This is a genomic window from Mycobacterium sp. IS-1264 (assembly GCF_001954195.1).
Lineage (GTDB): Bacteria > Actinomycetota > Actinomycetes > Mycobacteriales > Mycobacteriaceae > Mycobacterium.
On the sequence record NZ_MBES01000067.1, the window covers coordinates 16,851 to 41,864 of the forward strand.

24 protein-coding genes are annotated in these 25,014 nt (G+C 67.7%); 10 read left to right on the forward strand and 14 right to left on the reverse strand.

The features are described from left to right. Nucleotides 1–390 precede the first annotated feature (390 nt). Together A5744_RS15590 and A5744_RS15595 are read right to left on the reverse strand one after the other, a co-directional pair. Entirely contained in the window at nt 391–1,731 is a 1,341-nt protein-coding gene (locus tag A5744_RS15590; protein WP_076062482.1) for an MFS transporter, read from the reverse strand. Between the two features lie 2 nt (nt 1,732–1,733). After that, nucleotides 1,734–2,879: an LLM class flavin-dependent oxidoreductase gene (locus tag A5744_RS15595; protein WP_076062484.1), complete on the reverse strand. Its 1,146-nt coding sequence runs from the start codon at nt 2,877–2,879 to the stop codon at nt 1,734–1,736. 237 nt (nt 2,880–3,116) lie between these two features. Between A5744_RS15595 and A5744_RS15600 the strand changes: the two genes are divergently transcribed. Both A5744_RS15600 and A5744_RS15605 read left to right on the forward strand, forming a co-directional pair. Continuing rightward, nucleotides 3,117–3,992, forward strand: a complete 876-nt coding sequence (locus A5744_RS15600; protein ID WP_083679309.1) for an alpha/beta hydrolase-fold protein — start codon at nt 3,117–3,119, stop codon at nt 3,990–3,992. A gap of 45 nt (nt 3,993–4,037) precedes the next feature. Next, the gene (locus A5744_RS15605) at nt 4,038–6,164 is read left to right on the forward strand and encodes an acyltransferase family protein (protein WP_076062487.1); all 2,127 of its coding nucleotides are present in this window, start codon (nt 4,038–4,040) and stop codon (nt 6,162–6,164) included. 247 nt (nt 6,165–6,411) lie between these two features. Here the strand turns inward: A5744_RS15605 and A5744_RS15610 are convergent, their stop codons facing one another. Together A5744_RS15610 and A5744_RS15615 are read right to left on the reverse strand one after the other, a co-directional pair. After that, a complete protein-coding gene (locus A5744_RS15610; RefSeq protein WP_076062489.1) occupies nt 6,412–7,107 on the reverse strand; it encodes a GDSL lipase in 696 nt (231 codons plus the stop codon). Between the two features lie 199 nt (nt 7,108–7,306). Next, nucleotides 7,307–8,545, reverse strand: coding sequence for an acyltransferase (locus A5744_RS15615; RefSeq protein ID WP_076062490.1), 1,239 nt, complete (start codon nt 8,543–8,545; stop codon nt 7,307–7,309). 362 nt (nt 8,546–8,907) lie between these two features. Between A5744_RS15615 and A5744_RS15620 the strand changes: the two genes are divergently transcribed. After that, on the forward strand, nt 8,908–9,327 hold the full coding sequence (locus A5744_RS15620; RefSeq protein ID WP_076062492.1) for an STAS domain-containing protein: 420 nt from the start codon (nt 8,908–8,910) through the stop codon (nt 9,325–9,327). Here the strand turns inward: A5744_RS15620 and A5744_RS15625 are convergent. The 7 genes from A5744_RS15625 to A5744_RS15655 all read right to left on the reverse strand — a co-directional run bounded on the left by A5744_RS15625 (nt 9,311) and on the right by A5744_RS15655 (nt 15,527). After that, nucleotides 9,311–9,568: a hypothetical protein gene (locus A5744_RS15625; protein ID WP_076062494.1), complete on the reverse strand. Its 258-nt coding sequence runs from the start codon at nt 9,566–9,568 to the stop codon at nt 9,311–9,313. The two genes, A5744_RS15620 and A5744_RS15625, sit on opposite strands and share 17 nt — an antisense overlap. Beyond that, nucleotides 9,565–10,083: a DUF3093 domain-containing protein gene (locus A5744_RS15630; protein ID WP_076062495.1), complete on the reverse strand. Its 519-nt coding sequence runs from the start codon at nt 10,081–10,083 to the stop codon at nt 9,565–9,567. Before A5744_RS15630 ends, A5744_RS15625 begins: the two co-directional genes overlap by 4 nt. A gap of 65 nt (nt 10,084–10,148) precedes the next feature. Continuing rightward, nucleotides 10,149–11,129 carry a porphobilinogen synthase gene (gene hemB, locus A5744_RS15635; RefSeq protein WP_076062497.1) on the reverse strand — a complete coding sequence of 327 codons (981 nt, stop codon included), beginning with the start codon at nt 11,127–11,129 and terminating at the stop codon, nt 10,149–10,151. A gap of 3 nt (nt 11,130–11,132) precedes the next feature. Beyond that, a complete protein-coding gene (locus A5744_RS15640) occupies nt 11,133–12,797 on the reverse strand; it encodes a uroporphyrinogen-III synthase (RefSeq protein ID WP_076062498.1) in 1,665 nt (554 codons plus the stop codon). Nucleotides 12,798–12,812: 15 nt separating this feature from the next. Continuing rightward, nucleotides 12,813–13,751, reverse strand: coding sequence for a hydroxymethylbilane synthase (gene hemC / locus A5744_RS15645; protein ID WP_076062500.1), 939 nt, complete (start codon nt 13,749–13,751; stop codon nt 12,813–12,815). Between the two features lie 13 nt (nt 13,752–13,764). Further along, nucleotides 13,765–15,135: a glutamyl-tRNA reductase gene (locus A5744_RS15650; protein ID WP_076062501.1), complete on the reverse strand. Its 1,371-nt coding sequence runs from the start codon at nt 15,133–15,135 to the stop codon at nt 13,765–13,767. Nucleotides 15,136–15,257: 122 nt separating this feature from the next. Next, nucleotides 15,258–15,527 (reverse strand): glutaredoxin family protein, encoded by a 270-nt coding sequence (locus A5744_RS15655; protein WP_076062503.1) that lies wholly within the window; start codon nt 15,525–15,527, stop codon nt 15,258–15,260. Between the two features lie 68 nt (nt 15,528–15,595). On the opposite strand from A5744_RS15655, the gene A5744_RS15660 reads away from it, so the two are divergent. The 4 genes from A5744_RS15660 (at nt 15,596) to A5744_RS15675 (ending at nt 19,109) form a co-directional block, all read left to right on the forward strand. After that, the gene (locus tag A5744_RS15660) at nt 15,596–15,907 is read left to right on the forward strand and encodes a WXG100 family type VII secretion target (RefSeq protein WP_076062505.1); all 312 of its coding nucleotides are present in this window, start codon (nt 15,596–15,598) and stop codon (nt 15,905–15,907) included. Beyond that, on the forward strand, nt 15,900–16,190 hold the full coding sequence (locus A5744_RS15665) for a WXG100 family type VII secretion target (protein WP_076062506.1): 291 nt from the start codon (nt 15,900–15,902) through the stop codon (nt 16,188–16,190). Before A5744_RS15660 ends, A5744_RS15665 begins: the two co-directional genes overlap by 8 nt. 127 nt (nt 16,191–16,317) lie before the next feature. Continuing rightward, nucleotides 16,318–18,690 carry an NAD(+)--arginine ADP-ribosyltransferase gene (locus tag A5744_RS25085; protein WP_240563061.1) on the forward strand — a complete coding sequence of 791 codons (2,373 nt, stop codon included), beginning with the start codon at nt 16,318–16,320 and terminating at the stop codon, nt 18,688–18,690. Next, a complete protein-coding gene (locus A5744_RS15675; RefSeq protein WP_076062510.1) occupies nt 18,687–19,109 on the forward strand; it encodes a hypothetical protein in 423 nt (140 codons plus the stop codon). The genes A5744_RS25085 and A5744_RS15675 overlap by 4 nt, the downstream gene beginning before the upstream one ends. Nucleotides 19,110–19,326: 217 nt before the next feature. Here A5744_RS15675 and A5744_RS15680 read toward each other — a convergent pair whose 3' ends face one another. Beyond that, nucleotides 19,327–20,037: a DUF4190 domain-containing protein gene (locus tag A5744_RS15680; RefSeq protein ID WP_076062512.1), complete on the reverse strand. Its 711-nt coding sequence runs from the start codon at nt 20,035–20,037 to the stop codon at nt 19,327–19,329. Nucleotides 20,038–20,343: 306 nt separating this feature from the next. On the opposite strand from A5744_RS15680, the gene A5744_RS15685 reads away from it, so the two are divergent. The 3 genes from A5744_RS15685 to cmaA2 are packed head-to-tail and all read left to right on the forward strand — an operon-like array spanning nt 20,344 to nt 22,725. After that, on the forward strand, nt 20,344–21,249 hold the full coding sequence (locus A5744_RS15685; RefSeq protein ID WP_076062513.1) for an HAD-IB family hydrolase: 906 nt from the start codon (nt 20,344–20,346) through the stop codon (nt 21,247–21,249). 44 nt (nt 21,250–21,293) lie between these two features. Next, a complete protein-coding gene (locus A5744_RS15690; protein ID WP_076062515.1) occupies nt 21,294–21,806 on the forward strand; it encodes a MaoC family dehydratase N-terminal domain-containing protein in 513 nt (170 codons plus the stop codon). Between the two features lie 10 nt (nt 21,807–21,816). Further along, the gene (gene cmaA2, locus A5744_RS15695) at nt 21,817–22,725 is read left to right on the forward strand and encodes a cyclopropane mycolic acid synthase CmaA2 (protein ID WP_076062517.1); all 909 of its coding nucleotides are present in this window, start codon (nt 21,817–21,819) and stop codon (nt 22,723–22,725) included. Nucleotides 22,726–22,789: 64 nt separating this feature from the next. On the opposite strand, the gene A5744_RS15700 is transcribed toward cmaA2, so the two are convergent. Together A5744_RS15700 and A5744_RS15705 are read right to left on the reverse strand one after the other, a co-directional pair. Further along, nucleotides 22,790–23,881, reverse strand: a complete 1,092-nt coding sequence (locus A5744_RS15700) for a lysophospholipid acyltransferase family protein (RefSeq protein ID WP_139329611.1) — start codon at nt 23,879–23,881, stop codon at nt 22,790–22,792. Beyond that, nucleotides 23,863–24,990 carry an SDR family oxidoreductase gene (locus tag A5744_RS15705; RefSeq protein WP_139331374.1) on the reverse strand — a complete coding sequence of 376 codons (1,128 nt, stop codon included), beginning with the start codon at nt 24,988–24,990 and terminating at the stop codon, nt 23,863–23,865. Before A5744_RS15705 ends, A5744_RS15700 begins: the two co-directional genes overlap by 19 nt. Between the last annotated feature and the right edge of the window lie 24 nt (nt 24,991–25,014).

Here is a 25,014-nt window from a genome sequence, read left to right on the forward strand (position 1 = left end):
CGCCGCCGGGGTGACCGGGCGGACCGACGCTCGACCCCGCCCGCGCACCACCGGGCGGGCAGAGGCAGCGGGCCACCCAATTCTTCCGGGCCGGCTTGGGCGCCAAGCTGATTGATCAATTGGTGTCCTGGCACGCGCAGCCGCCGAGTCTCCTGTTCGATGCACTCCAACAACGCCAACCGCTCGGGAGTCGTCAACGTGTCGTAAGAATGCTCGAGAATGCGCGAAACCGTCGCGCGCAGTGCGTCCAAATCCTCTAGGACTTCCTCGCGCGTGCTCGAACCGATACCGGCATCCTAGAAACGCTCACCGACAAAAATCCGCGCCCTGGGACCACTGAAACCAAAGTGACACAAGGGATTACAACAAATCAAGCGCCCCCGGCCAGGCTCAGAAATGCAAGTCGCGCTCGCGTATCAGCGCCGTGGCAACCACGCTGATCGCCGCCGTCGCAACGAGATACCCGCATGCCCACCACGGCTTGCCCCCGGCCGCCGCGATCAGCGCGGTGAGGATCATCGGGGTGACCCCGGAGGCGTAGATGCCGGACACCTGGTAGACGAACGACAAGCCGGTGTAGCGGGTGCGCGTCGGATACAGCGCGGAGTACAGCGTGCCCTGCGCGCCGTAGAACAGCGCGTGCACCACACCGAACACCACGACCATCGCGAGCCCAAACCAGAGCAGGTTCTTGGTGCCGAACAAGGCGAACGCGGGAAAGGCCGCCAGGCCGTAGCAGATCACGCCGGTCAGATACACCCGCCGCGCGCCGTAGCGGTCGGTCAGGACCCCCGATACGGGTAGCAGCACCGCCATCAGCAGGGCCGCGATGGTCACCACCACCAGGACCGACACGCGGTGCAATCCCAAGGCGCCGGTGGCGTAGCTGATCGCGAAAACGCCCCAGGTGTTGAATGCCGAACCCTCCGCCCAGCGCGACAACAACCCGAGCACGGTGTTGCGCCGAGACCGCGGTTCGCGGACGATCTCGCGGATCGGCACGCTGGATGCGGCCTCGGCCTCGGCCAGCTCGCGGAAAGCCGGGGTTTCCTCGACGCGCAACCGCACCACGATCCCGATCACGACCAGCACGATGCTCAGCAGGAACCCGATCCGCCACCCGTAGGCGAGGAACCGGGCTGAACCCAACACGATCTGCAGGTACGCGAATATGCCTGTGCCCAAAGCCAATCCGAGCGCCAGGCCGACCTGGGGAACCGCTCCGAAGCGGCCGCGCCGGTGTCCCGGGCTGTGTTCGACGGCCAGCAGCACCGCGCCGGCCCACTCGCCGCCGAGCGCGAAACCCTGCAGGATGCGCAGCACCAACAGCAGGATCGGCGCCCAGGCACCGATCTGCGCCGCGGTGGGCAGCGCCCCGATCAACGCCGTCGCGCCGCCCATGATCAGCATGGTCAACGCCAGGCTGCGCTTGCGGCCGATCCGGTCGCCGATGTGGCCGAACACCAGCCCGCCGATCGGGCGCATGACGAACCCGACGGCGAACGTCGCGAACGCCAGCAGCGTGCCGACCAGGGAGCTGGCGTCGGGAAAGAAGACCTTGTTGAACACCAGGCCGGCCGCGGTGGCGTACAGGAAGAAGTCGTACCACTCGACGGTGGTGCCCAACAGGCTAGCCGCGATGACGATGCGCAGCCGCCGTCGTCGCTGGACGTCGGATTCGTCGTGACCTACCGGCGCGGCGATCCCCGCGTCGGGCAACGTCGTTGCCATGACTAGTGCGCCGATGCGATCGCGAACGGCGTCGACGGGGCCGGCTGCGACTGGCGGCTGGGATGCTTCCACAGGCCCAACCGCTCCAGCAGCGGCAGCACGCCCTCGCCGAACCAGTAGGCCTCCTCCAGGTGCGGATACCCCGACAGGATGAAGTGGCTGATGCCCAGCTGCGCATACTCGGCCAGCCGTTCGGCGACCTCGGCGTGCGAGCCGACCAGGGCGGTACCCGCTCCCCCGCGGACCAGCCCCACCCCGGCCCACAGGTTGGGCCCGACAAGTAGCCGGTTGGTGCTGCCGCCGTGCAAGTCCAGCATCCGGCGCTGGCCCTCGGATTCGCTGCGCGCCAGGCTGGCCTGGACCCGTTCGACGTCCGCCGGGTCGACGGCCGCCAGCAGCCGGTCGGCCTCCGCCCACGCTTCCTCGGCGGTGGGACGGCTAATCACGTGAATTCGCAAGCCATACCGCAGAACCCGGCCGGCGTCGACGGCCAGCCCCCGAATCCAGTCCAGCTTCTGCGCGACCGCCGCGGGCGGCTCACCCCAGGTGAGGTAGACGTCGGAGTACTTGGCCGCCACCGGCCCGGCGGATCCGGACGACCCGCCGAAGAACACCGCGGGGATCGGGTCGGGTGGGTTGTTCAGCTGCGCGCCCTCGACGCGGATGTGGTCGCCGGCGAAGCTCACCGGCTCGGTCGAGGTCCACAGCTGGCGCACCACATGCAGGAACTCGGCGGTGCGGGCATACCGCGACTGCTTGTCCAGGAAATCCCCGTAGGCGCGTTGTTCGTGCGGTTCGCCACCGGTGACGACGTTGAGCAGCAGCCGCCCATCCGAGTGCCGCTGGAAGGTCCCGGCCATCTGCGCGGCCAGGGTCGGGCTGAGCAGCCCGGGACGGAACGCCACCAGGAACTTCAGCGTGTCGGTGCCCTCGATCAACGTCGCCGTCGTCAACCAGGCGTCCTCACACCACAATCCGGTGGGCGTGAGCACCGCCTCGAAGCCGTTGTCCTCGGCGGCCGCGCAAATCTGGTGCAGGTAACGCAACGTCGCAGGCCTGTCGCCGTGCATCGCGGTGCCATGCCCGCCCGCGACCAGATTTCGGGAATCGCCGTAGGTCGGCAGAAACCAATGAAATGCCAGGCTCATTCAATCCTCTTTCGGTCAGCCGTCGGCCAATGCGCGAAAGCTTCATCGTGTAAAACCTCGGCGGGCCATGCGAGGGTTGAAACCGCGGAGATCGCAAGTGGCGGTGGCGCAAGTCCGCACAAAGTCGGCAGGGAAGGTAACCGCTTCGTGTCCGAGTGATCACACGAGATCACACAATGCTTCCAATACGGCGTGGCTCGGCCGGTAATACCCGCTCAGCGCGGCATCATTGCGACCATGCCTCACCTGACCCGTCGCGCCATCTTGCGAATGGGCGTCGGAGCCAGCGCGGGAGCCGCCGGAGTGTGGGCTTTGAGCGCCCTGCTGGATCCGCTCGAGTCGCAAGCCGCGATGTTGCCGCAAGCTCCCGCGCCGTTCGAGCCCTCGGCGGCGGGCAGCACTCTGTCGAACAAGCTCACCGGCTCGTTCATCTCTGCGGCCCGCGGCGGCGTCAAGACGAATTGGGTGATCGCCCTGCCACCCGGCCAGAACTCCCAGAGCGGATCCCTGCGCCCGGTGATCGCCCTGCACGGCAAGGACGGCAACGCGAACATGGTGCTGGACTGCGGTGCCGAGAAAGCGCTCGCGCAATTGGTCAAGGAGGGCAAGCCCCCGTTCGCCGTAGTGGGTGTCGACGGCGGCAGCAACAGCTATTGGCACCGCAGGGCCGACGGCACCGACGCCGGCGCGATGGTGCTCGACGAGCTGCTGCCGATGCTGTCCTCGATGGGTTTCGACATCTCCCGGGTGGGCTTTATGGGCTGGTCGATGGGCGGCTACGGCGCGCTGCACCTGGGCGCCAAGCTGGGGCCGGCGCGGACTGCCGGGATCTGCGCGATCAGCCCCGCGCTGTACACCTCGTACACCGGCAGCGCGCCGGGGGCGTTCGACAGTTACGACGACTGGGTGCAAAACAACGTGGTGGGGCTGCCGGCGCTGTCGCAGATCCCGCTGCGCGTCGACTGCGGCACCGGCGACCGCTTCTACTTCGCCACTCGTCAATTCGTCAACCAGCTGAAAAAGCCTCCGGCGGGCGGCTTTTCGGATGGCGGGCATGACATGGACTACTGGCGCGCGCAATTGCCCGGCGAACTAGCCTGGATGGCGACCTAGCCGAGACCGATGACGATCCCGCGGAACCCACCCCCACCCCGCCAAGTGGAGCGGGCGGTGAAGCGGACCGGATTTCGCCCGGACATCGAGGGCCTGCGCGCCGTTGCGGTGCTAGCCGTCGTGCTGTACCACGCCGAGATACCCGGTGTCACCGGCGGCTACATCGGTGTGGACGTCTTCTTCGTCATCTCCGGATTCCTCATCACCGGGATCCTCTGGCGCGAGGTAACGACCGACAGCACCATCCGGCTCGGCCGCTTCTACGGTGCACGCGCGCGGCGGCTGCTGCCCGCCGCGGCCACCGCCGGCATCGCCACCGCCATCGGCGCGGCCATCGTGCTGCCGCCGTTGCAGGCACGAAGCGTCTTCGTCGACGGCGTCGCGAGCGCCCTCTACGTCGGCAACTACCGGTTCGCCCGGCAGGGCACCGACTACCTGGCCTCGAACCTGCCGCCCTCGCCGTTCGAGCATTACTGGTCGCTGGGCGTCGAGGAGCAGTTCTACCTGGTGTGGCCGATGCTGCTGATCGGCACCGCGTGGCTGGTCCGGCGGGTACCACTGTTGCGCCGCCGCGCCTCTGAAGCCACGCCCTACGGGCTGGTCCTCGCGGTGGTGGCGGCGGCGTCGCTGGCGGCGGCCGTGCTGTGGACCCGGACGTCACCCGCGTGGGCGTTCTTCTCGCTGCCCACCCGAGCCTGGGAGCTGGCCGTCGGCGGGCTGGTGGCATTGACGGTCGGGCAATGGCGGCGGCTGCCGCTGCTGCCCGCGACGATCGTCGGCTGCGGCGGCCTGGCCCTGATCGTGCTGACCTGCACCCAGCTGGGCCCTCACACCCCGTACCCGGGCACCGCGGCGCTGCTGCCCGTCCTGGGCACCGCCCTGGTGATCGGCGGCGGTTGCGTCACCGGCAGCCTGGGGCCGGGCCGCCTGCTGTGCCGGCCGGCGATGCGGGCGATCGGCCGGATTTCGTACTCGTGGTACCTGTGGCACTGGCCGGTGCTGTTGCTGATGCCGCCGCTGCTCGGCATGCCCGCGGGACTGCCGGCCAGGCTGAGCGCGACCTTCGTCTCGGCCGGGCTCGCCGTGATCACCCTGCACCTGGTCGAAAATCCCGGCAGGTTCGCGGCCGCCCTGCGCCGATCGGCGCGGACGAGCCTGCTGGTAGCGGGCGGCGCCAGCGCCGTCACGGCGTGCGCGTGCCTGCTGCTGTTGAATGTCATACCGGTGCCGGTGGGTCACGGCACGGCCGCCCCGAAGGCCAACATCGTCGCGCTGCCCCCGGCGCCGGCGCCCGACGTCAGCCCGCAGGAAGCCGCGGTGCGCCAGGCCTTCGCGCAGGCCCGCGACGCGGTGGCGGCGTCCGCGGACCTGCGCGCCGTCCCGTCCAACCTGGACCCGTCGCTCGCCGACGCGCCGGCCGACAAGGCCGCGGTGTTCGTCAACGGCTGCACGCGATCCTGGCGTGACGTCGGGCAAGCCGAGTGCGCGGGCGGGGATGCGGCCGCGGCGACGACGGTGACGCTGGTCGGGGATTCGCATGCCGCCATGTGGTATCCGGCGTTCCAACAGGTCGCCGAGCAACGGCACTGGCGGCTCGAGACGCTGGCGAAGGTGACGTGTCCGCTGCAGGACCTGCGCATCGTCAGCCCGTATCTGGGCCGCGAATACACCGAGTGCGAGCAGTGGCGCGGCGAGATCATGGCGCGATTGCGGGCCGAACACCCGCGCCTGGTGGTGCTGAGCATGAGCCGGCGCTACGGCGCGGACTTCGGTTTCACGTCATATGACGCGGGGTGGGTCGACACGTTGGGCCGCACCGTCAACGAGTTGCGCAACGCCGGTTCGACCGTCCTGGTCCTGGGGCCGGTGGCGGATCCGCGTTCCTCGGTGCCCGCCTGCCTGTCCGCGCATCTCGATGACGCCACCGCCTGCGCGCCACCGCGATTGGTCGCGGTCAACGGCGACGGAATCGCCGCCGAGCGGAAGGCGACGACGGGCGCCGGTGGCCACTACGCCGATCTGAGCGACCTGTTCTGCACCCCGGCCCGCTGCCCGATGATCGTCGGCAACACGCTGGTGTTCCGCGACGACAACCACGTGACGACCGAGTACGCGCAGCTGCTGGCACCTCTGATGGGCGCGCTGGCCGACCGGGCGGTGGCGAATGGATGAGCCGCCGATGAACTTCTCATCGCAGTCGAACGTCGTATCAATGAAGGGTTTTGGAGGTTTGGGGAGATGACTCCGCTGCTGCTGATCTGCATAGCCGTTGCCACACCGGTCGTGGGAATCGGCCTGACGCACCTGCAATCGCGTCTGGAGCAATGGGACTACGACCGGCACGCAGAGGACTGAAGTCCGCGCTGCCGTATCCCGAACACCTTGTGCGGCAGGCAATTTCGGCCGCCGACCCCATCATCTACCTCGACAACTGCATGCGAATGAGCGGCGCGATCTTGTCCGCCAGGTACTGGTGTCCCGCGTCGTTGGGGTGCACGCCGTCGGGCCCGATCAGGTCGGGCCTGTCGACGAACCAGCGGTCGCCGAGCGGATCGACGAACGCCGCACCCGCCGCGCGGGCCACGCCGTTGAGCACGTCGCGGATCATCAGCATCGAGCCAGGCACGTCGGCGGTCGGCCACGGCGGCCCGATCACCAGTAACCGCGCATGCGGCGCAAAGCGGCGCGCCAGAACGAACGCATTGCGCGCCCGCTCGGTCAGCAGGCCGGGATCGACGTCCTGGTCGTTGCGGGAGCCGAAGAACACGACCAGCGTGTCGTCGGGCTTGACCGCCCTGGCGGTCAGGTCCTCGAAGACGCTGCCATGGTCGCCGGGGACGGCGTAGCCGGCTTTCCCCTCGGCCGCGACGTCGGCGGCGATCCGCAGTCCGCGCGCGCCGAGCGCCTGCCACGCGTGAGCGGTCCATGAATTCGGGCCCAGGCCGCCCTCGTCGGTGCCGGTGGTATAGGAGTCACCGATCACCGCGACATGATTGAGCCGTGAATCGACGCTCAGCACGCCGTAGGCGCGCACGCGGGGCGGGCACGCCACGTCCGCGAAACCCACCCCGGCCAGCAGAGCCAGACTAATGACGAACGTCGTCAGACGACTCACTACTACCTCCCCGTGAACGGCATCCTCGTGCGCCGTATTCAGCAACGGAATCGTACGAGGAAACCGACGCGAAGCGGCGCCAACCCGCTGGTTAGCGGTCGCGAGTCGGGCAGGGGCCCCTAGAATCCCGGCTGGCCGCTACCGCAGCCGTATTCGAGAGAGTATGGGGCACAGCACCATTGGCGCATCGTGGCAATTGTCACACGGCGCGGGCCGGCACCGCTTCCAGCCCACCGTCGATCTGATGGAGTTTGGCGGTCGGCTGCTCGGCCGGCTCGGGTTTGGTGTCCACGACCCGGACGTCGACCATCTTGCGCATCCATCGGCGGGCGGGTTCTTCGACGAAGTGATACATCAGGGCCGAAATGCCCACGGCGATCGCGAACAGGGCGATGACGTTCCATTTCCACGGATTGTCCTGCGGCACGAGAGCGAACTGCTCGACCGTCCAACCCCACGACGTGTGCACCAGCTCATGCACCATGTACAGGCAGAACGAGATCTGCCCGCCGTACACCATCACCCGCGTCGACAGCAGCTTCGGCAGGCTGCCCAGGCCGATTGCCAGCGTGATCACCAGCGGCACGAACAGCACGTCGACCACCCCACCGCTGTCGTTCTCCACGACCCCGCTGATCGGGTGCGCGGAAAACCAGTACAGGACGCCCACCATCGCGGCCAGGAGAAGCAGCGAAACATACCCCGCCACCCGCCGACCACGATCGGTCAGCCGCAAACGGCGCACGGCCGCGCACGCCAGGGCACCGGCGGTGAACTGAGTCACGATGCGGGGCAACCAGCTCCACGGCGTGTAGAAGTGACCACTCGTCAGCAACATCACCACCGGCGGCAACGACGCCGCGAACGCCAGCAGCATCAGGCTGCGCGCCCTCGTCGCCTGCTTCATCCGCAAAATCACCAACACGAGGACACCGAACAGCAGGTAGGCCAGCCATTCCGCGCTGATCGACCAGGCCGGACCGTCCCAACTGGAGTCGTCGAAGAACGGCACGAACCACAGCTGCACCAGCAGGACCTGGCGCACGTAGCTGATCGCGGTGAGCTGAGCCGCGTCCGGCGACGGGACGTGCCCGACGTGCAGGGTGAAGATCACCCACAGCGCGGCCAGGTGCAGGGTGACCAGATACACCGGCCAAACCCTGGCCAGCCGCAGCCACAGGAAGTGCAGGGTGGCGCGCGGCGAAAACGATCGGCCCATGCGGTCGAGGTAGTTCCACGTCAGAACGAACCCACTGAGGATGAAGAAGAGGTCGACGCCCTGCGCGCCGCAGTTGAGCACCGGGGCGAGAGCGTCGCGGAAATCTTGCGAGGCGTCGCTGAGCATCGGGCGAAAGTGAAACAGCACCACCCATACCGCTGCGACGATGCGGAGTCCCGTCAGGGCCCTGATCTCGCCCCTGATCTCTGCGCCGCGCACGATGCTCTTTCCGTTGCGAGTCTGCTGTTTCGTTCGCCTGCTACTGCGGCTGACCGGGCGATTTCGCCCTTTTATTAGCCCCCCGACTGGCAACCGGCAGCTATGGCAGCGTAGCAGCGGGATCGCCGCGATGGCGGGACAGGACGTGGTGTGGCTGGCGGCGGAACGGTATCGAATTGGGGCCGAGCCGCGTGCCAACTGCCGGAAATCGCCGTTTTCGGCGTTGCCCGGTTCTCCGAAACCGCCCCGCCGGGCCCGTTATTTAGCAAAGAGTTAGACGCGGCTTTCGGTCTCCTTAGATTCTGCTGGTTTGGTTGGGGAACAGGGATAGTCGCGCTGCGTCCTTCGCAACGCCACGGGGAATGGGGCCGCTCATGACTCCACAGGAAAGCTGCACGTTTGACTGCGGTGGCGCCCAGATTCGGGCTCACTGTCGCTCCCTCGCGACGGTGGTGACCATCCGGGGCGAAATCGACGCCGTCAATGCCGATCGGGCCAGCAAGTACATCCGGCGATTCGTCGTCGGGCAAAATCCCGTGGTGCTCGATCTCAGTGACGTGACGCATTTTGCTCCGGCCGGCATCACGCTGTTGCAGATGCTCGACGAGGATTGCGACGCGGCCGGGACGGAGTGGACGTTGGTCGCGAGCCCGGCGGTCATCGAACTGCTGGGCGACGACTGGGATGCGACGCGCTCGCTGCACGAGGCGCTGCACAACCTGGCCGACGCCATCACCAAGCGGCGTCAGCTAGTGCTGCCGCTGATCAAGAAGACGGCCTAGCGCCCCGCTCACGCCGCAGCCTGGCCAGTCCGACCACCGCCAGCACGCCTGCGGTGGTCAGCAGGACAAGGGTCAGCAGGAGCGCCTGAGGGTCGTAAACCAACGACGTGGTGAACGGCTGCCCCTCCGCGATGGGCGCGACGGCCACGGTGTGGCGCGCATGCAACCAGGTCACCGCCGCGCCCACCAGCGCGGCGATAGCCAGCACCAGTTCCACCGACGCTCGGTAGCGGCTCATCACAGCGCCGAGCCGGGGTCGTCGTCACGATCGATGTCGCTGACGTCCGATCGGGCGGGCTCCACGCGCTCCTGGACCAGCGGGGTGAGCGCGGCCCGGAGGTGACGATGACGCCGCGCCCACGCCTGCGCGGTGCGCCCCCCGGTGAGCTTGAGGCCGATGCCCACCCGCCGCCGCGGCACCCCGACCAATTCGCCGAGCGCCCGCGAAGACTGCCACTTCGCCAGCTCCTTGCCGGACGCTTCGTGGTGCTCGGGTTCGGGATACACCTTGACGATTTCGCGGACCAGGATGGTTTCGGTGCCCTGGCGCAGGGCGTCTTCGGTCAGTTCGACCGAGACGTGGATGCGCGCCGCCTTCACCTGCAACGCAACGAATGCCGACACCAGCACCAAGAAGATCGCCGGGACGACGAACGACACCGGGGCACCGCTCCACATTTCGATCAGGAGCATGGCGCCCGCCGCCGCCGGGCCCCACGCCACCCACCACCAGCTGGCACCGGGTTCGTAGAACAACCTCTTCGGGTCGCTACCCCTCGCTGGTGTCTGTGATGTCAAAGCAAACCCATCCCGTTCCCACTTCACGAAAGCCAACCGGCGGCGTCCGCGGCCCAGTACGTCAGCACGATATCCGCTCCGGCGCGCCGGATGCTGATCAGTGACTCCAGCGCGGCGGCGCGCTCGTCGATCCAGTTGTTGGCGGCCGCAGCGCAAATCATCGCGTACTCCCCCGACACTTGATACGCGGCCACCGGCACCGGCGAAACGTCGGCCGCGGCGGCCAGCACGTCGAGATAGCCCATCGCGGGCTTGACCATCACAATGTCGGCGCCCTCGTCGAGGTCCAGCTCGATCTCGCGTAGCGCTTCGCGCAGGTTGCCCGGCTCCTGCTGGTAGGTGCGCCGGTCGCCGGACAGGCTGGAGCTGACCGCCTCGCGGAACGGCCCGTAGAACGCCGAGGCGAACTTCGCGGCGTAGGCCAGGATCACCACGTCGGTGTGGCCCGCGGCGTCCAGGCCGTCGCGAATGGCGCCCACCTGTCCGTCCATCATCCCGCTCGGCCCCACCACGTGGGCACCCGATTCCGCTTGTGCCACAGCCAGTTCCACGTAGCGGACCAGGGTGGCATCGTTGTCGACCCGGCCGCGCTCGTCGAGGACGCCGCAGTGTCCGTGATCGGTGAACTCGTCCAGGCAGGTGTCGGCCATCAACACAGTGGAGTCACCGAGATCTTTGGCGAGGTCGCGCAGCGCCACGTTGAGGATGCCGTCGGGGTCGGTGCCGGCCGAGCCGGCCGCGTCCTTGTCCTGTTCGCGGGGAACACCGAACAGCATCAGCCCGCCCACCCCGGCCGCGACGGCTTCTTCGGCGGCCCTGCGCAGCGAATCCCGGCTGTGTTGAACCACTTTCGGCATGGATGCGATGCCGTGCGGTTCGTCAATACCGTCTGCGACGAACATCGGCAGCACCAAATGCCTTGGCTCCAAGGATGTTTGCGCCACCAAGCGTCGCAACGCGGGGGTGGAGCGGAGCCGGCGCGGGCGCTGCCGCGGGAAGGCCATTGGCTAGCGCCTGCGGCTCTTCTTGCGCGGCGGTGGCAGCGCGCCCTCGGCGCGCAACCGCGCGGCGTGTTCGGCCAGCGCGTCGACCAACGGGCCGATCGCGGCGGTGTCGGGCTGGACATCCACCCGCAAGCCGAATTCGGCTGCGGTCTCGGCGGTTTTGGGGCCGATGCAGGCGATGATGGTGCGCGCGTGCGGCTTACCCGCGATGCCGACCAGGTTTCGCACGGTGGAGCTGGACGTGAAGCACACCGCGTCAAAGCCGCCGGTCTTGATCATTTCGCGGGTGGCCGCGGGAGGCGGCGCGGCGCGCACCGTCCGGTAGGCGGTGACGTCCTCGATCTCCCACCCGCGCTCGCGCAGTCCCTCGGCCAGCGTCTCCGTGGCGATGTCGGCACGCGGCAGCAGAACACGGTTCACCGGGTCGAAAACGCTGTCGTAGGGCGGGAAATCATCGAGCAGGCCGAGCGACGATTGCTCCCCGGCCGGCACCAACTCGGGGCTGATCCCGAAGGCCCGGACCCGGTCGGCCGTCGACTCGCCGACGCAGGCGATCTTGACCCCGGAGAACGCGCGGGCGTCCAGACCGAACTCACCGAACTTCTCCCACACCGCGCGCACCGCGTTGGTGGAGGTGAACACGACCCACTGGAAGCGGCCGTCGACCAGACCCTTGACGGCGCGCTCCATCTGCGCCGGGCTGCGCGGCGGCTCCACGGCGATGGTCGGCACCTCCATCGGCAGCGCGCCGTACGACGTGAGCCGCTCGCTCATCTCGCCGGCCTGGTCCTTGGTGCGCGGCACCAGGACGGTCCAGCCATACAGGGCGCGGCTCTCCCACCAGTTCAGCTTGGCCCGGCTGCTCACCGTCTTGCCGATGGTCACCACCAGCGGTCCGGTCAGCGGACCCGCGGGGTCGGTGGCGCCCAGCACGGCCGAGTCGGTCAACCCGTGCAGCGTCGTTTCCACCGAGCGCTGCTGGCAGGTGGTGCCCTGGGCGGTGACCACGCACGGCGTGGTCTCGGCGAGCTCGTGCTCGATCAGGGTGCGCGCCGCGTCGGCCAGATGCGAGGCGGTGGCCTGCAGGATCAGCGGCCCGGGAGCCGCGGCCAGGGCCTCCCAGTCGACGTCGCCGCGCACGTCGGCCACGGTGTGCGCCGAGCCGAGCGGCAGGCCGGCGTACGTCGGGACCGCGCTAGTCGCGGCCAGGCCCGGCACGATCTCGAGGTGCAGGTGGCTGCGCGCGACGGCGTTCACCTCCGTGATGACCGCGTCGACGGTCAGCGGGTCACCGGCCACCAGCCGCACCACGTCGACGCCCGAACGGGCCTCGGCGGTAAGCATCTTGGCCACTTCGGCGGGCTCGCCCAGGGCCGGGCGGATGTCGGGGCCGCCCGGCAGCACCGTCGGCGCGCCCTGGCCCGGGTCAGCGCCGGAGGCTTCGTCGGCCTTACCGGGGGCCGGGTCGGCGGGCGCCGGGCCGGAGACCGGCGGCAGGTCCTGGCCGATCAGCGCCAGCACCGCCTCGGGCACGTCTGGATCGGTGAACACCAGTGCCGCGTTCGCTAGTACCGTGGCGGCCCGCGTGGTCAGCAGTCCGGGGTCGCCCGGACCGGAGCCCACGAACGTGATGTGCCCCGGCCTTGGCTTACGCCCTCGCGTCGTCATTGTCGCTCCCACTCTTCATCGCGCGGGGTCTTGCCGCGCTCCCCTCATCAGCTCACGGGCGCCCAGCTCGAACAGCTCCGCGGCCACCGAGAGCCCCAGCTCTCGTGCCCGACCGGAGGTGCCGATGCCGGACGCGCGGATCACGTCGGACCCGTCCAGCGCCGCCACACAGCCGCGCAGCGACAGCTCTTCGAAGACGTGGTTTTCGTCGTCGATGGACTCGACCACTTCCGCGATCGCTCCCACCGGTGCCGAGCACCCGGCTTCCAGTTCGGCCAGCAGGGCTCGCTCCGCGGTGACCGCCGCGCGTGTGTCGGCGTCGTCCAATTCCGCCAGCACCGCCGCTAATTCGTCATCGGCGCGGCACTCGACGGCGAGCGCGCCCTGAGCCGGTGCTGGCAACATTTGCACCGGCTCGAGCGTCTCGGTGACATCGCCGAGGCGGCCCAACCGGGCCAGACCGGCCCGGGCCACGACGACGGCGTCAAGATCACCACTGCTTACCCTGTTCAACCTGGTATCTAGGTTGCCTCGTAGGGGGCGGATTTCCAAACCGAGACCCAATGCTCTAAGCTGTGCCGCCCGCCGCGGGGAGGACGTGCCCACCAGCGAACCGGCCGGCAACTCCGCGAGCACCAGTCCGTCGCGGGCCACCACCGCGTCGCGGGGGTCGTTCCGTGGGGGTATTGCGGCCACCAGGAACCTGGGATCCGCGGCCGTCGGCAAATCCTTGTGCGAGTGCACGGCAGCATCGACGCGCCCGTCGTCGATGGCCTCACGCAGCGCGGTGGTGAAGGCGCCCACGCCGAGACTTTCGATCGGTGCCGACGACCGGTCGCCCGCGGTGCTGATCGTCACCAACTCCGCGGGGTGGCCGTTGGCGATCAGGGCGTCCCGGACGCCGGTGGCCTGAGTGGTGGCCAGCAGACTTCCCCGCGTGCCGATCCGGATCACGTGTGCCAATCGGCTACTCGGCAGGCTGTTGCGGGGTGCCGGCATCGAATCCGGTTGACACCACTGGTAATTCGCCCGCTGCGACGGCGTCGACAGCGGTCTGGTCGAGTTCGAACAGCTCGCGCAGCGCCTCGGCATAGCTGTCACCGCCGGGGGCGCTGGCGAGTTGTTTGATGCGCACGGTCGGCGCGTGCAGCAGCTTGTCGACCACCCGGCGCACGGTGCGGGCGACCTCCTCGCGCTGGGCGCTTTCCAGACCGGGCAGCCGGTTTTCCAGCCGCAGCAGCTCGGCTTCGACGACGTCGGCTGCTCGCTGGCGCAGTGCGGTCACCGTCGGGGTGACCTCCGCCATCCGCTGGCCCGCCAGGTAGGCGGCGACTTCGGCCGCCACGATGTGACGGGCGGCGTCGACGTCGGCCGCCGCGGCGTGGGCGGAAGGTTCGTGCTGGACGCGCTCGACGTCGACGACCCAGACGCCGGGCAGTCCGGCCACCGCGGGATCGACGTCGCGGGGCATGCCGAGGTCGCAGATCACCAACGGGTGGGTCGCTTCGTCGCGGCGGGCGGCGGCGAGCGCGTGGTGCACGTCGGCCAGCGAAACCACGGGGCTCACCGCCCCGGTACAGCTGACGACGACGTCGGCCTCCGCGAGTGCGCCGGGCAACCGGTCGAGGGGCAACGCCTCGGCCTTGGCGCCGGATTCGCGGATCTTGCGGACCAGCCGCTGCGCCCGGGACAACGACCTGTTGACCACCAGGATGTTCCCGATGCCGGCGCGGGCCAGATGCGCGGACGACAGGGCACCCATCGCCCCGGCGCCGATCACGACGGCGGTCTTGCCGGTCAGCCCGCCCAGGTTGCGTTCGGCCATGCCGAGCGCGACCGAGACCACCGAGGCGCCGGCCGCATCGATGGCGGTTTCGGAATGCACCCGCTTGCCGACGGATAGGGCCCGCTGCGCCAGCTCGTGCAGCACCCGCCCGACGGTGCGGTTGGTCTCGGCGGTGGCGTAGGCGCGGCGGACCTGGCCGAGCACCTGTTGCTCGCCGACGACGGCGGAATCGAGGCCGCTGGCAACGGCGAACAGGTGCTCGACGGCGGCCTCGCTGTAGCGCACGTAGGCGTACTTGGTCAGGTCGCCCATCGACATGCCGGAGTATTCGGACAGCACCTGCCCGATGACCGCCAACCCGCCGTGGAACGCGTCCACCACCGCGTAGACCTCGACCCGGTTGCATGTCGACAGCACCATGGCCTCGGTCACCAGGGGGGACTGCAACACCCGATCGACGATCTTGATCTGGTCGGAATCGTCGATGCTGAGTTGTTCCAGGACGGAAACCGGCGCACTGCGGTGCGAAACTCCGAAAAGCAGGATGCTCACGGCAGCATCACCTGGCCAGCTCCCTTGCTTGCTCCAGTAACTGAACTGCTGTCCACGGTAAACGTTTATCAGGTGGGCTACCAAATAATCGCCCGGCGCCTACGGGCGAGCGGCCCGCATCCTCACCGGGCCAGATCGGCACGAAGTCTGGGCTCGTCGGTCTCCCAGTAACTGTGTTCGCGGCCGTCCAGCAAGACCACCGGCAAACGATCCCCGAACTCGGCACGCAGCTGTGGGTCGCCGGCTTCGGCGGCGGCGTCGACATCGGTCGTCGAGAGGTCGAAGCCCAGCTCAAGCGCCAGTTCGGCGAGCCGGGCGTGTACCCGCGCGCAGATGCTGCACCCGGGGCGGGTCAGCAGTTCCACCTGCGGTCGAGGCGCGGGCTGGGACATGGACACCAGTGTGGCACCGGCCCCGGCGGTGAATTGTGGACACGGCGCCTGGTGATTAGGTTTCGGCTGTGGCCGGTAACGACAATCTGCGCGTAGATCCCCAGGTGATGCAGGGATTCGCGCAAAGCCTGAGCGGTGCCGCCGAGGATCTGCGGAGCCGGCTGGCCGAACTCGACGGTCAGGTCGGCGAGATGCTGGGGGGCTGGCGCGGCGGGTCCGGCGACGCCTACGGCTCGGCGTGGCAGATGTGGCACCGCGGCGCCACCGAGGTGGAGCTGGGCTTGTCGATGCTGGCCAAGGCGGTTGGTGAGGCCGGCGCGGGCTATGCGCAGAACGAGGCCGGCTCGGCGCAGGCATTGCGGGCGGTGCGCAATGGCTGACGCGTTTCAGGTGGACCCCGATGCGCTGGCCGACGCGGTCGAGCGGATGGCCGAGTTTCAGCGTTACGCCGAAAGCATGCTGTCCGAAATCGATTCTCTGGTAGGCAATTTGCACGCGACCTGGACGGGTGAAGGCGCGACGGCTCACGCCGAGGCACACCGGCACTGGGCGCATGGCGAGGCGGTGATGCGCGAGGCGCTGGCTCAACTGCGAGCGGCCGCGCATACCGCGCACGGCAACTACACCGGCGCCATGGCCAAGAATTTGAGCATGTGGTCGTGAGCTAATGGCGCCGCTGGCGGTTGACACCGCGGCCCTCGATAGCGCGGGCGCCGAGGTGGTGACGGCAGCCGAGGGTTTGGGCGCGGTGATCTCGACGTTGACGGCTGCGCTGTCCGGGTGCGCCGGGATGGCCGGCGACGATCCCGCCGGCGCGGCGCTCGGCCGCAGCTACGACAGTTCGGCCGCCAAGCTCGTCCAAGCCATGGTGGTCACGCGAAACGGCTTGTGCGGTCTGGGTGTTGGCGTGCGGATGTCGGCGCACAATTACTCGCTGGCCGAAGCGCAGTCCGACGTTTCCGGCCATAGCAGCCCGCTTCCGGCGCCGCGACCGACGGGGCCGATCTCGGCGGGCTCCCCGCCCTCGTCGGTCGGAACCGGCGACGGCCCCCCGGCGGGCTGGGGATGGGTGGCCCCGTTCATCGGGATGATCTGGCCGAGCGCGGATTCGGGGAAGTTGCGCGCCGCAGCCGCAGCGTGGAGTGCGGCGGGCACGCAGTTCGCGGTCGCCGAAATCCTCGGGACCGGCGGGCCCATGGGAGCCATTCGCGGCCAACAGATCCCGGAGGGCCCGGCCATCGATCGCGCGTTCACCGAGGCGTACAGCAGCACCACCGGCATCGTGCAGCAGTCCCAGAAGATCGCCGGTCAACTCAGCGATTATGCGGCGAAGGTCGATCAGGTGCACGCGGCGATCCTGGATCTGCTGGCCCGCATCTGCGATCCGATGACCGGGATCAAAGAGGTCTGGGACATTCTCACCGACGAAGACGAAGACGAGATCAAACGGATCGCCGACGACATCCGGACGGTGGTGGACCGGTTCACCGCGGAGGTCGATGCACTGCGCGCCGAGATCGCGGCCACCGTGCGTGAGGCAGAAACGATCCTTACGACGATGGGCGACTACGCCTCGCGGGAGTGGGATCAGTTCCTGCACGGCACCGAAGTAGGCCGAGCCATCAACCAGGTGGGGCAGTACGCCAAAGGCGTGTATGCGGAGGCCGGCGACACCCTCGCGGGGCTCTACGACATCAGTCAACTGCGGCTGCTGTTCGACCCGGTGGGCTATGCCAAAAACATGGGCGAGATGGCCGAGGGCGCTCTGCCCCTCTTCGGCTTGGGCCCTGACGGTGCGCCCGGCGTCTTGGAGTCATGGAAAGAGGTCGGCAAGAGCCTCAGCCACTGGGACGAGTGGGATACCAATCCGGCCTCCGCCGCTGGCCGGAGCGCGCTCGATCTTGCGATGTTGGCTCTCCCCGGCGGGCCGCTCTCGAAGCTGGGCAAGTTTGGCCGCGGTGTGTTAGGACGCTTGAGGCCGCCCGAGATTCCCCACCCCCCGTCCGTCAAACCGCCCGCGGTTGAGCCGCCACGGGTTGAGCCGCCAACCCCAAAGCCGCCAGAGCCGGGCCCGAAGCCGCCGGAACCCGGCCGTCCCGCCCCCGCGCCGCCGGGCAAGCCGACACAGCCTCCCGCCGGAGCTCCGCCGCCGCACGGCCCGACAGAATCCCGGCCGCCCATCGAGCGGCCCCATGCGGGCGAGCCGCCGAAATCGACTGCGCCGCCGCACGAGTCACCCACGCAGGTGTCCGCACCCGCAGAAGGCAAGCCACCGCCCCACGGGTCCGGCGCGGCGCCGGCGGCCGCGCCGGCAGAACGCACGCCACCCCACCCACCGCCGCACGAGCGCGTCCCTGCCGCAGTGTCAGCCCCGGCAGCCGGAGCTCCGGCCGAATCGGTTCCGAGTGCCGCGTCGGCATCCGCGCCCGGGGCCTCGGCGCCTTCGGTGCCCGAGCCGCATCTGTCATCGCCGTCGTCTGTCGGCACGCCCGGCGCCGCCGGTGAAGGACCGCCACCGTTCGGAGGGGCTCCCCACGGTGGTGAACCGGGCGCGACGCCGGGCGGAGGAACGCCGGGCGGCGGGGAACCGGGCGGTCACCCGGGCAGCGGGGAACCGGGCGGGAAACCGCGCGATGGCGATGGACAACATCCGCCCGGCGACGGCGGGCCGCATCAGCCTGGCGATGGCGAAGGCCCGCCTGGCGATGATCGCCCGCCAGCGGGAGATGACAGCTCTGCGCCTGGCGACGCAGATCCAGGCCGGCCTGAATTCACGCTGGACAACCCGCTCGACCACATGAGCGATCACCTCCGAGCGCTATCCGAGCAACACCTGACGGGAAGCGGCGAAACCGTCCTCGGACCGTTTAAACCACCAGGGGGCGGTCTGTCCTATATCCAAGTCGCACTGCAACATGGAGCGAGCTACTTTGATATCGGCGACGCATGGTATGCGGCAACCCCCACGGAACGTCTCGCTGCGAACCAGCATGTACTCGACGTGGCGATCGCGAACAGTGACAAGATCACCCTGTCAGTACCCTTTGGAAAAATCGATCCCAATAGTTTTACTGGCGCAGAACTGAGATACCTTGAAGCCCATGGCTACCAACGAATGGGCGACCACACTTTGATTCCACCAATCAAAGGATTAACCAAATGACCACATTACTGGAATTCTTTTTAAAATACATGGATTTCATCTATTTAGACCCACGCTATCGCATCACGGATTCCAGTACCACGGGTGTAGCAACCAACAATGCGTCTCTAACCGTCACCAGTCCTGTAACTAGCTGGCAGATATCTAACGACCGAGGGCAGATCCTGTTTTTCCTTGCCCCCACCAAGCTAGCGGCCGACGCGCGAAATTGGTTCCGGCTATCAATTATTCGGCAGTATCTCGACGACTATGACGAGATGAACCATGTGCCTCCTACGGAGGCAGTGGAGTGGGCTCGCCAGAACCTCGCCCGCATCGACGAGTTGTTCTCCGATGCATCGGCCTCTGAGGCTTGTGCGGCACTCGCTGCGCTAGAAAATGCAAATGCGGAAAAGTACTGGGGCCCATCAAAGACCTAGAAGGCTGGACTTCGCTTGAGGCGAAAGGAAGAAAACTGTTGCAAAGTGATTCGGGCGTTGCTGCAGTTTTCATGCGCCCACCCGCGGATGCCGGTGCGTCCACAATCCGGTGCGTGCCCGACGAGCGTGACGCTGGCGTGCCCCTCGAGTCCGAATGTGACGCTGGCGTCACGTTCGGCGACGCAATCGGCCCAAGTCGTGCCCGGCACCCCGGCCGTCAGGGCTGCCCTTTCAGCGAGCCCCTACGTTTGTCAGGAGTGTAGGCGACGCACGCGACGCCACGGTCGTGAGACCGATCCCATGTTTCCGATGTCGGATACGCGACCTTTATCTGTACGTTCAAATCCTGTTGTGCTGTCCGCGAGTAATTCGGCAACGCATCCGGGCACTTGTTCGCGTACTCATCGATGACCGATTGGCCAGGGTAAGGCCCGTCGGGAATGGTGAACACCGCATAGACCTCCGCGGTGTGGGGCTGGTCGCAGCTAATGGTGTCCACCGATGAGACATTTTTGCCTTGCGGAGTGTTGACCAGGCACTCACCGACCTTCACGTCTGTTATCGCCTCACTAGTACCGGGCGACAGCACAGCGAAAACGATGGCGACACTGAAGAGCACCACGTACACCGCCGAGGCCACCAGTCCCGCGATGGCCAAGCCGCGACCGCTTTGGCCGCGACTCTTGATCTGGGATAGCGCGATGATCCCGAAGATGACGCTCAGCAAGACGCCGCCCAGGAGTCCCATCACCAGCGATGCGATGGCGAAGCCGTTCGTTCTGCGCTGAGGGCCCGGGTAACCAGGCTGGGGCATCGGCTGGCCCCACGGTTGCGGGTAAGGCGGCGGCGGGGCATAAGCGCCCGGGGGTGGCTGATAACCGCCCGGGGGTGGTTGATAGGGCGGAATCCACCCCGGGGGCTGCGTCATCCGGCAAGCGTAACGGCGGTGATGCGGCGCCGTAGGCCGTTGAACCACGTTCTCCGCGCTGCCCGCGAGGCACTCCTGGCACTGGCATCTCGCCAACCGGCATCGCCCGGCCAGGCCCCGCGACACCACGTCGTCCCAACATCCCCACCGCCAAACGCGACCGCCGCAGCAACGACGAGCGTGACGCTGGCGTCACGCTGGAGCCCGAACGTGACGCTAGCGTCACGTTCGGCGACGCAACCCACACAACCTCCACGCATCTGCCGGATAGGGTTGAGATCTGCCAGCGATTTAGGAGGCTTGGCGATGACTTCCCCTGAGTCGGGCGGCGCGGAACCAACCGCGCCCGTCGACTTGCAGACGCTGGCCGCCAACGCGAGCGCCGCGCGTGCGCTCGAGGGACTGGAGGAGGCGGCCGAGGAGGGGCAGCCGCAGCCGCCGATCGACCTGACCGCCGCCGCATTCTTCGACGTCGACAACACGTTGGTACAGGGTTCGTCGGCCGTGCACTTCGGTCGCGGGCTGGCCGCTCGCAAGTACTTCACTTATCGCGATGTGCTCGGATTCATCTACGCCCAGGCCAAGTTTCAGTTGCTCGGCAAGGAGAACAGCGACGACGTCGCCGCGGGACGCCGCAAGGCGCTCGCCTTCATCGAGGGCCGGTCGGTTTCGGAGCTGGAGCGTCTCGGCGAGGAGATCTACGACGAAATCATCGCCGACAAGATCTGGGCGGGCACCCGCGAGCTCACCCAAATGCATCTCGATGCCGGCCAGCAGGTCTGGCTGATCACCGCCACGCCCTACGAACTCGCCGCGACCATCGCGCGGCGACTCGGCTTGACCGGCGCGCTGGGGACCGTCGCCGAATCGGTCGACGGGGTGTTCACCGGCCGGCTGGTCGGCGAGATCCTGCACGGCACCGGCAAGGCGCACGCGGTGCGGTCGCTGGCGATCCGGGAAGGGCTCAACCTCAAACGCTGCACCGCCTATTCCGACAGCTACAACGACGTCCCCATGCTGTCGTTGGTAGGGACCGCGGTGGCCATCAACCCCGATGCCCGGCTACGCGCGCTGGCGCGCGAGCGGGGCTGGGAGATTCGCGACTTCCGCACCGCCCGCAAGGCGGCCCGGATCGGGGTGCCGTCGGCTCTGGCGCTGGGTGCGGCGGGCGGTGCGCTGGCCGCGTTGGCGTCGCGACGCCAATCACGCTGATAAGCTGCGCCGCTGAGCAGCTATTCGAACAGAGAGCAAACGGCATGACAGTCCCCAAAGAGGCCGAAGGCATCATCGGCAGCCACTACCGGGCACCGGACTACTTCCAGGTCGGACGCGAGAAGATCCGCGAGTTCGCGCTCGCGGTGAAAGACGACCACCCCACGCACTTCAACGAGTCCGACGCCGCCGAGGCCGGCTATCCGGGGTTGGTCGCGCCCTTGACGTTCCTGGCGATCGCGGGACGGCGTGTACAGCTGGAGATCTTCACCAAGTTCAGCATCCCGATCAACATCGCCCGCGTCCTCCACCGCGACCAGAAGTTCGTGTTCCACCGGCCGATCCTGGCCCAGGACAAGCTGTATTTCGACACCTATCTAGACTCGGTAATCGAGTCCCACGGCGCGGTGATCAGTGAAATCCGCAGCGAAGTCACAGACGCCGAGGGCAAACCGGTGGTCACCAGCGTTGTCACAATGTTGGGAGAAGCCGCACACCAAGATGCCGACGCCGCGACAACCGCCGCGGCAATTGCATCCATATCTGCTGGAAAGTAGGGTCAATTCAATGACGTCACAGGGTGAAACGGGTGGCACCCAGCTGAAGCCCCCGGTCGAAGATGTCCGATCTCATTACGACAAATCGAACGAGTTCTTCAAGCTTTGGCTCGACCCGTCGATGACTTACAGCTGCGCCTACTTCGATGAGCGCCCGAACATGACGCTGGAAGAGGCTCAGTACGCCAAGCGCAAACTCTCGCTGGACAAGCTCAACCTTGAGCCCGGCATGACGCTTCTCGACATCGGGTGCGGCTGGGGCTCCACCATGCGGCACGCGTTGCAGGAGTACGACGTCAACGTGATCGGCCTGACGCTGAGCGAGAATCAGTACGCCCACGACAAGGCGAAGTTCGAGGAGATCGATACCCCCCGCCGCAAAGAGGTGCGGATCCAGGGCTGGGAAGAGTTCGACGAGCCGGTCGACCGGATCGTGTCACTCGGCGCCTTCGAGCACTTCGCCGACGGCGCCGGTGATGCCGGCTTCGAGCGCTACGACGCCTTCTTCAAGAAGTTCTACAGTTTGACGCCCGACGACGGCCGAATGCTGTTGCACACGATCATCATTCCGGACAAAGACGAAGCCGAGGAGCGCGGCCTGGGGGCGCCGATGAGCCTGCTGCGCTTCATCAAATTCATCCTGACCGAGATCTTCCCGGGCGGCAGGCTGCCCCGGATCTCGCAGGTCGACCACTACTCGTCCAACGCCGGCTGGAAGGTCGAGCGCTACCACCGGATCGGCCACAACTATGTGCCGACCCTGAACGCCTGGGCCGACGCGCTGGAAGCGAACAAGGACAAGGCGATCGAGCTCAAGGGGCAGGAGACCTACGACATCTACATGCACTACCTGCGTGGGTGCTCGGACCTCTTCCGCGACCACTACACCGACGTCTGCCAGTTCACTCTGGTCAAGTAGCCGTCGAGAGCAAAGCGCCCCGGTGCCATTGGCGCCGGGGCGTTTTCGCGTAGCAGGCCGGATCTCAGCCCAGGAAGATGTTGCGGCGGCCGGCGAGCAGCCGGTACAGCGTCTGCTGGATCGTCTCGCGCACCTGGTCGGTCAGCTCGAAGGTGACCATCGGGTCCTCGGCGTCGGACGCGGCGTAGTCGTTGGTGTAGATCGGCTCACCGAACGCGATGCGCCACTTGGACGGCAGTGGCACCAGACCTGCGGGCCCGGCCAACGGAAACAGCGGAGTGATCGGGAAGTAGGGCAGGCCGAACAGCCGCGCCAGCAGCTTGACGTCGGTGAGCATCGGGTAGATCTCTTCGGAACCGATGATCGAGCAGGGAATGATCGGCGCCTTGGTGCGCAAGGCGGCCGTCACGAAGCCGCCGCGCCCGAACCGCTGCAACCGGTAGCGGTCCTCGAATCGCTTGCCCAGGCCCTTGTAGCCCTCCGGGAACACGGCGGTGAGCTCGCCCGCGGCGAGCAACCGGTGCGCATCGCTCGTGCAGGCCATGGTGTGGCCCGCCTTGCGGGCGGTTTCGCCGATCACCGGCAGATCGAAGACCATGTCGGCCGCTAGCAGCCGCAGGTCCCGCTCCGCCGGATGCTCGTCGTGAACGGCCACCGACAGCATCAGCCCGTCGAACGGCAGTACCCCGGCGTGATTGGCGACCACCAGCGCCGCGCCCTCGCTGGGCAGGTTCTCGATGCCGCTGACTTCGACCCGGAACCAGGACCGGAAGAAGAACCTCAGCAAAGGCCGGACGACCGCGCTGTTGAAGTGGGGATCGAAGCCGAATTCGTCGACCGTGTAGTCACCCGTCAACCGCTGCCGGAGGAATCCGGCGACGGCGGCGACGCGCTGCGCGAGCTCGTTGAGCGGTGCCTCGGCTGCCGATGGCGCGCCCGCGACGCGGCGGTGCTCATCGATTTCCCGGACGACGGCGGCGATCTGCTCGGCCGATGCCCGGCCCCGCGGATCGGTAAGCAACGAGGGATGCTGTCGAGACGACTCCGCGCGCTGATCGGCTCTCCGCCGCGCCGCTACCCGACCCCGATTGGTGTGCAGTGGAATGACATTCGCTCTGGTTTCACCCGCCACGATATCTACCTGACCCCACCCCATGGAATTGGATTTCGGCTACCCCAGCGCTGCGCTAGGGCAATGGCGCGACCCTCCAAGGAGCGTACCCGATCTGGATCGATTATGGGAGTGAGCGCGCGGCCGCGAACGTAGTCGTCGAACGCCTCGGCCGTCGACCATTTGGGCTGGTAGCCGAGCTCCGAGCGCATCCTCGTGGTGTCCATGACGCGGCCGTAACTCAAGTAGTTGAATTGCTCGCGGTTGATCTCCGTGTAGCGATTAGCCCGTCTCAGCGAATCCAGCGCCCAGACCCCGAAGCCGGGTACGGGGAACGGAATTCGCCCGGCCCGCCGGATCGCCTGCGACAGCATGAGGATGCCGTCGGCGCCGACGTTGAACGTGCCGGCCTTGCCGGCCATCGCCGCACGCTCCAGCGCGCCCAGGGCGTCCTGCTCGTGCAGCAACTGCAATCGGGCGTCGCGGCCGAACATCGTCGGCACCAAAGGCCCAGCTAGATACCGCGACAGCGTGGTGTCCATCGCGGGGCCGATCATGTTGGCCAGCCGCAGGATGGTCACCGCGATATCGGGACGGCGCCGGCCCAGGCCGCGCGCGTAGCCCTCGATGTCGAGGCTGTCCTTGGCGAAACCGCCGCGGATGGGTCGACGGCTGCTGCTGTCCTCGGTGAACATCACCGGATCGTGCGGGCTCGACCCGTACACCTCCGACGTCGACTTCAGCACGACGCGGCGCACCGAGGGAGCCTTCTGGCAGGCCGCGAAGAGCTGCATCGCGCCCATCACGTTGAGTTCCTTGAGCGCAGCGCTACCGCCGGAGCGGGGCGCGTACGACGCGGCCGCCGCGTGCACCACCGTATCGACGTCGCCGTTTCGAATCACCTTGGCGATAAAGGGATTACGAATGTCTGCGCGGACGAACTCGGCGCGGCCCATCCGGCGCAGCATGTCCTTGCTCGGCGCGATCGCGTCCACCGCGATCACCCCTTTGATCAGCGGGTTCTGCGCCAGGCGAGCGGTCAGGTAGCCGCCAAGAAACCGGCATGCACCGGTAACCAGCACAACCTTGGGGTAATGCATGGTGTCGGTCGCGGTGCCGCCCGTCGCGCCACCATCCCCGCTCGGCGAATCCACCAGAACAGCCTAACGGCCAAGAGA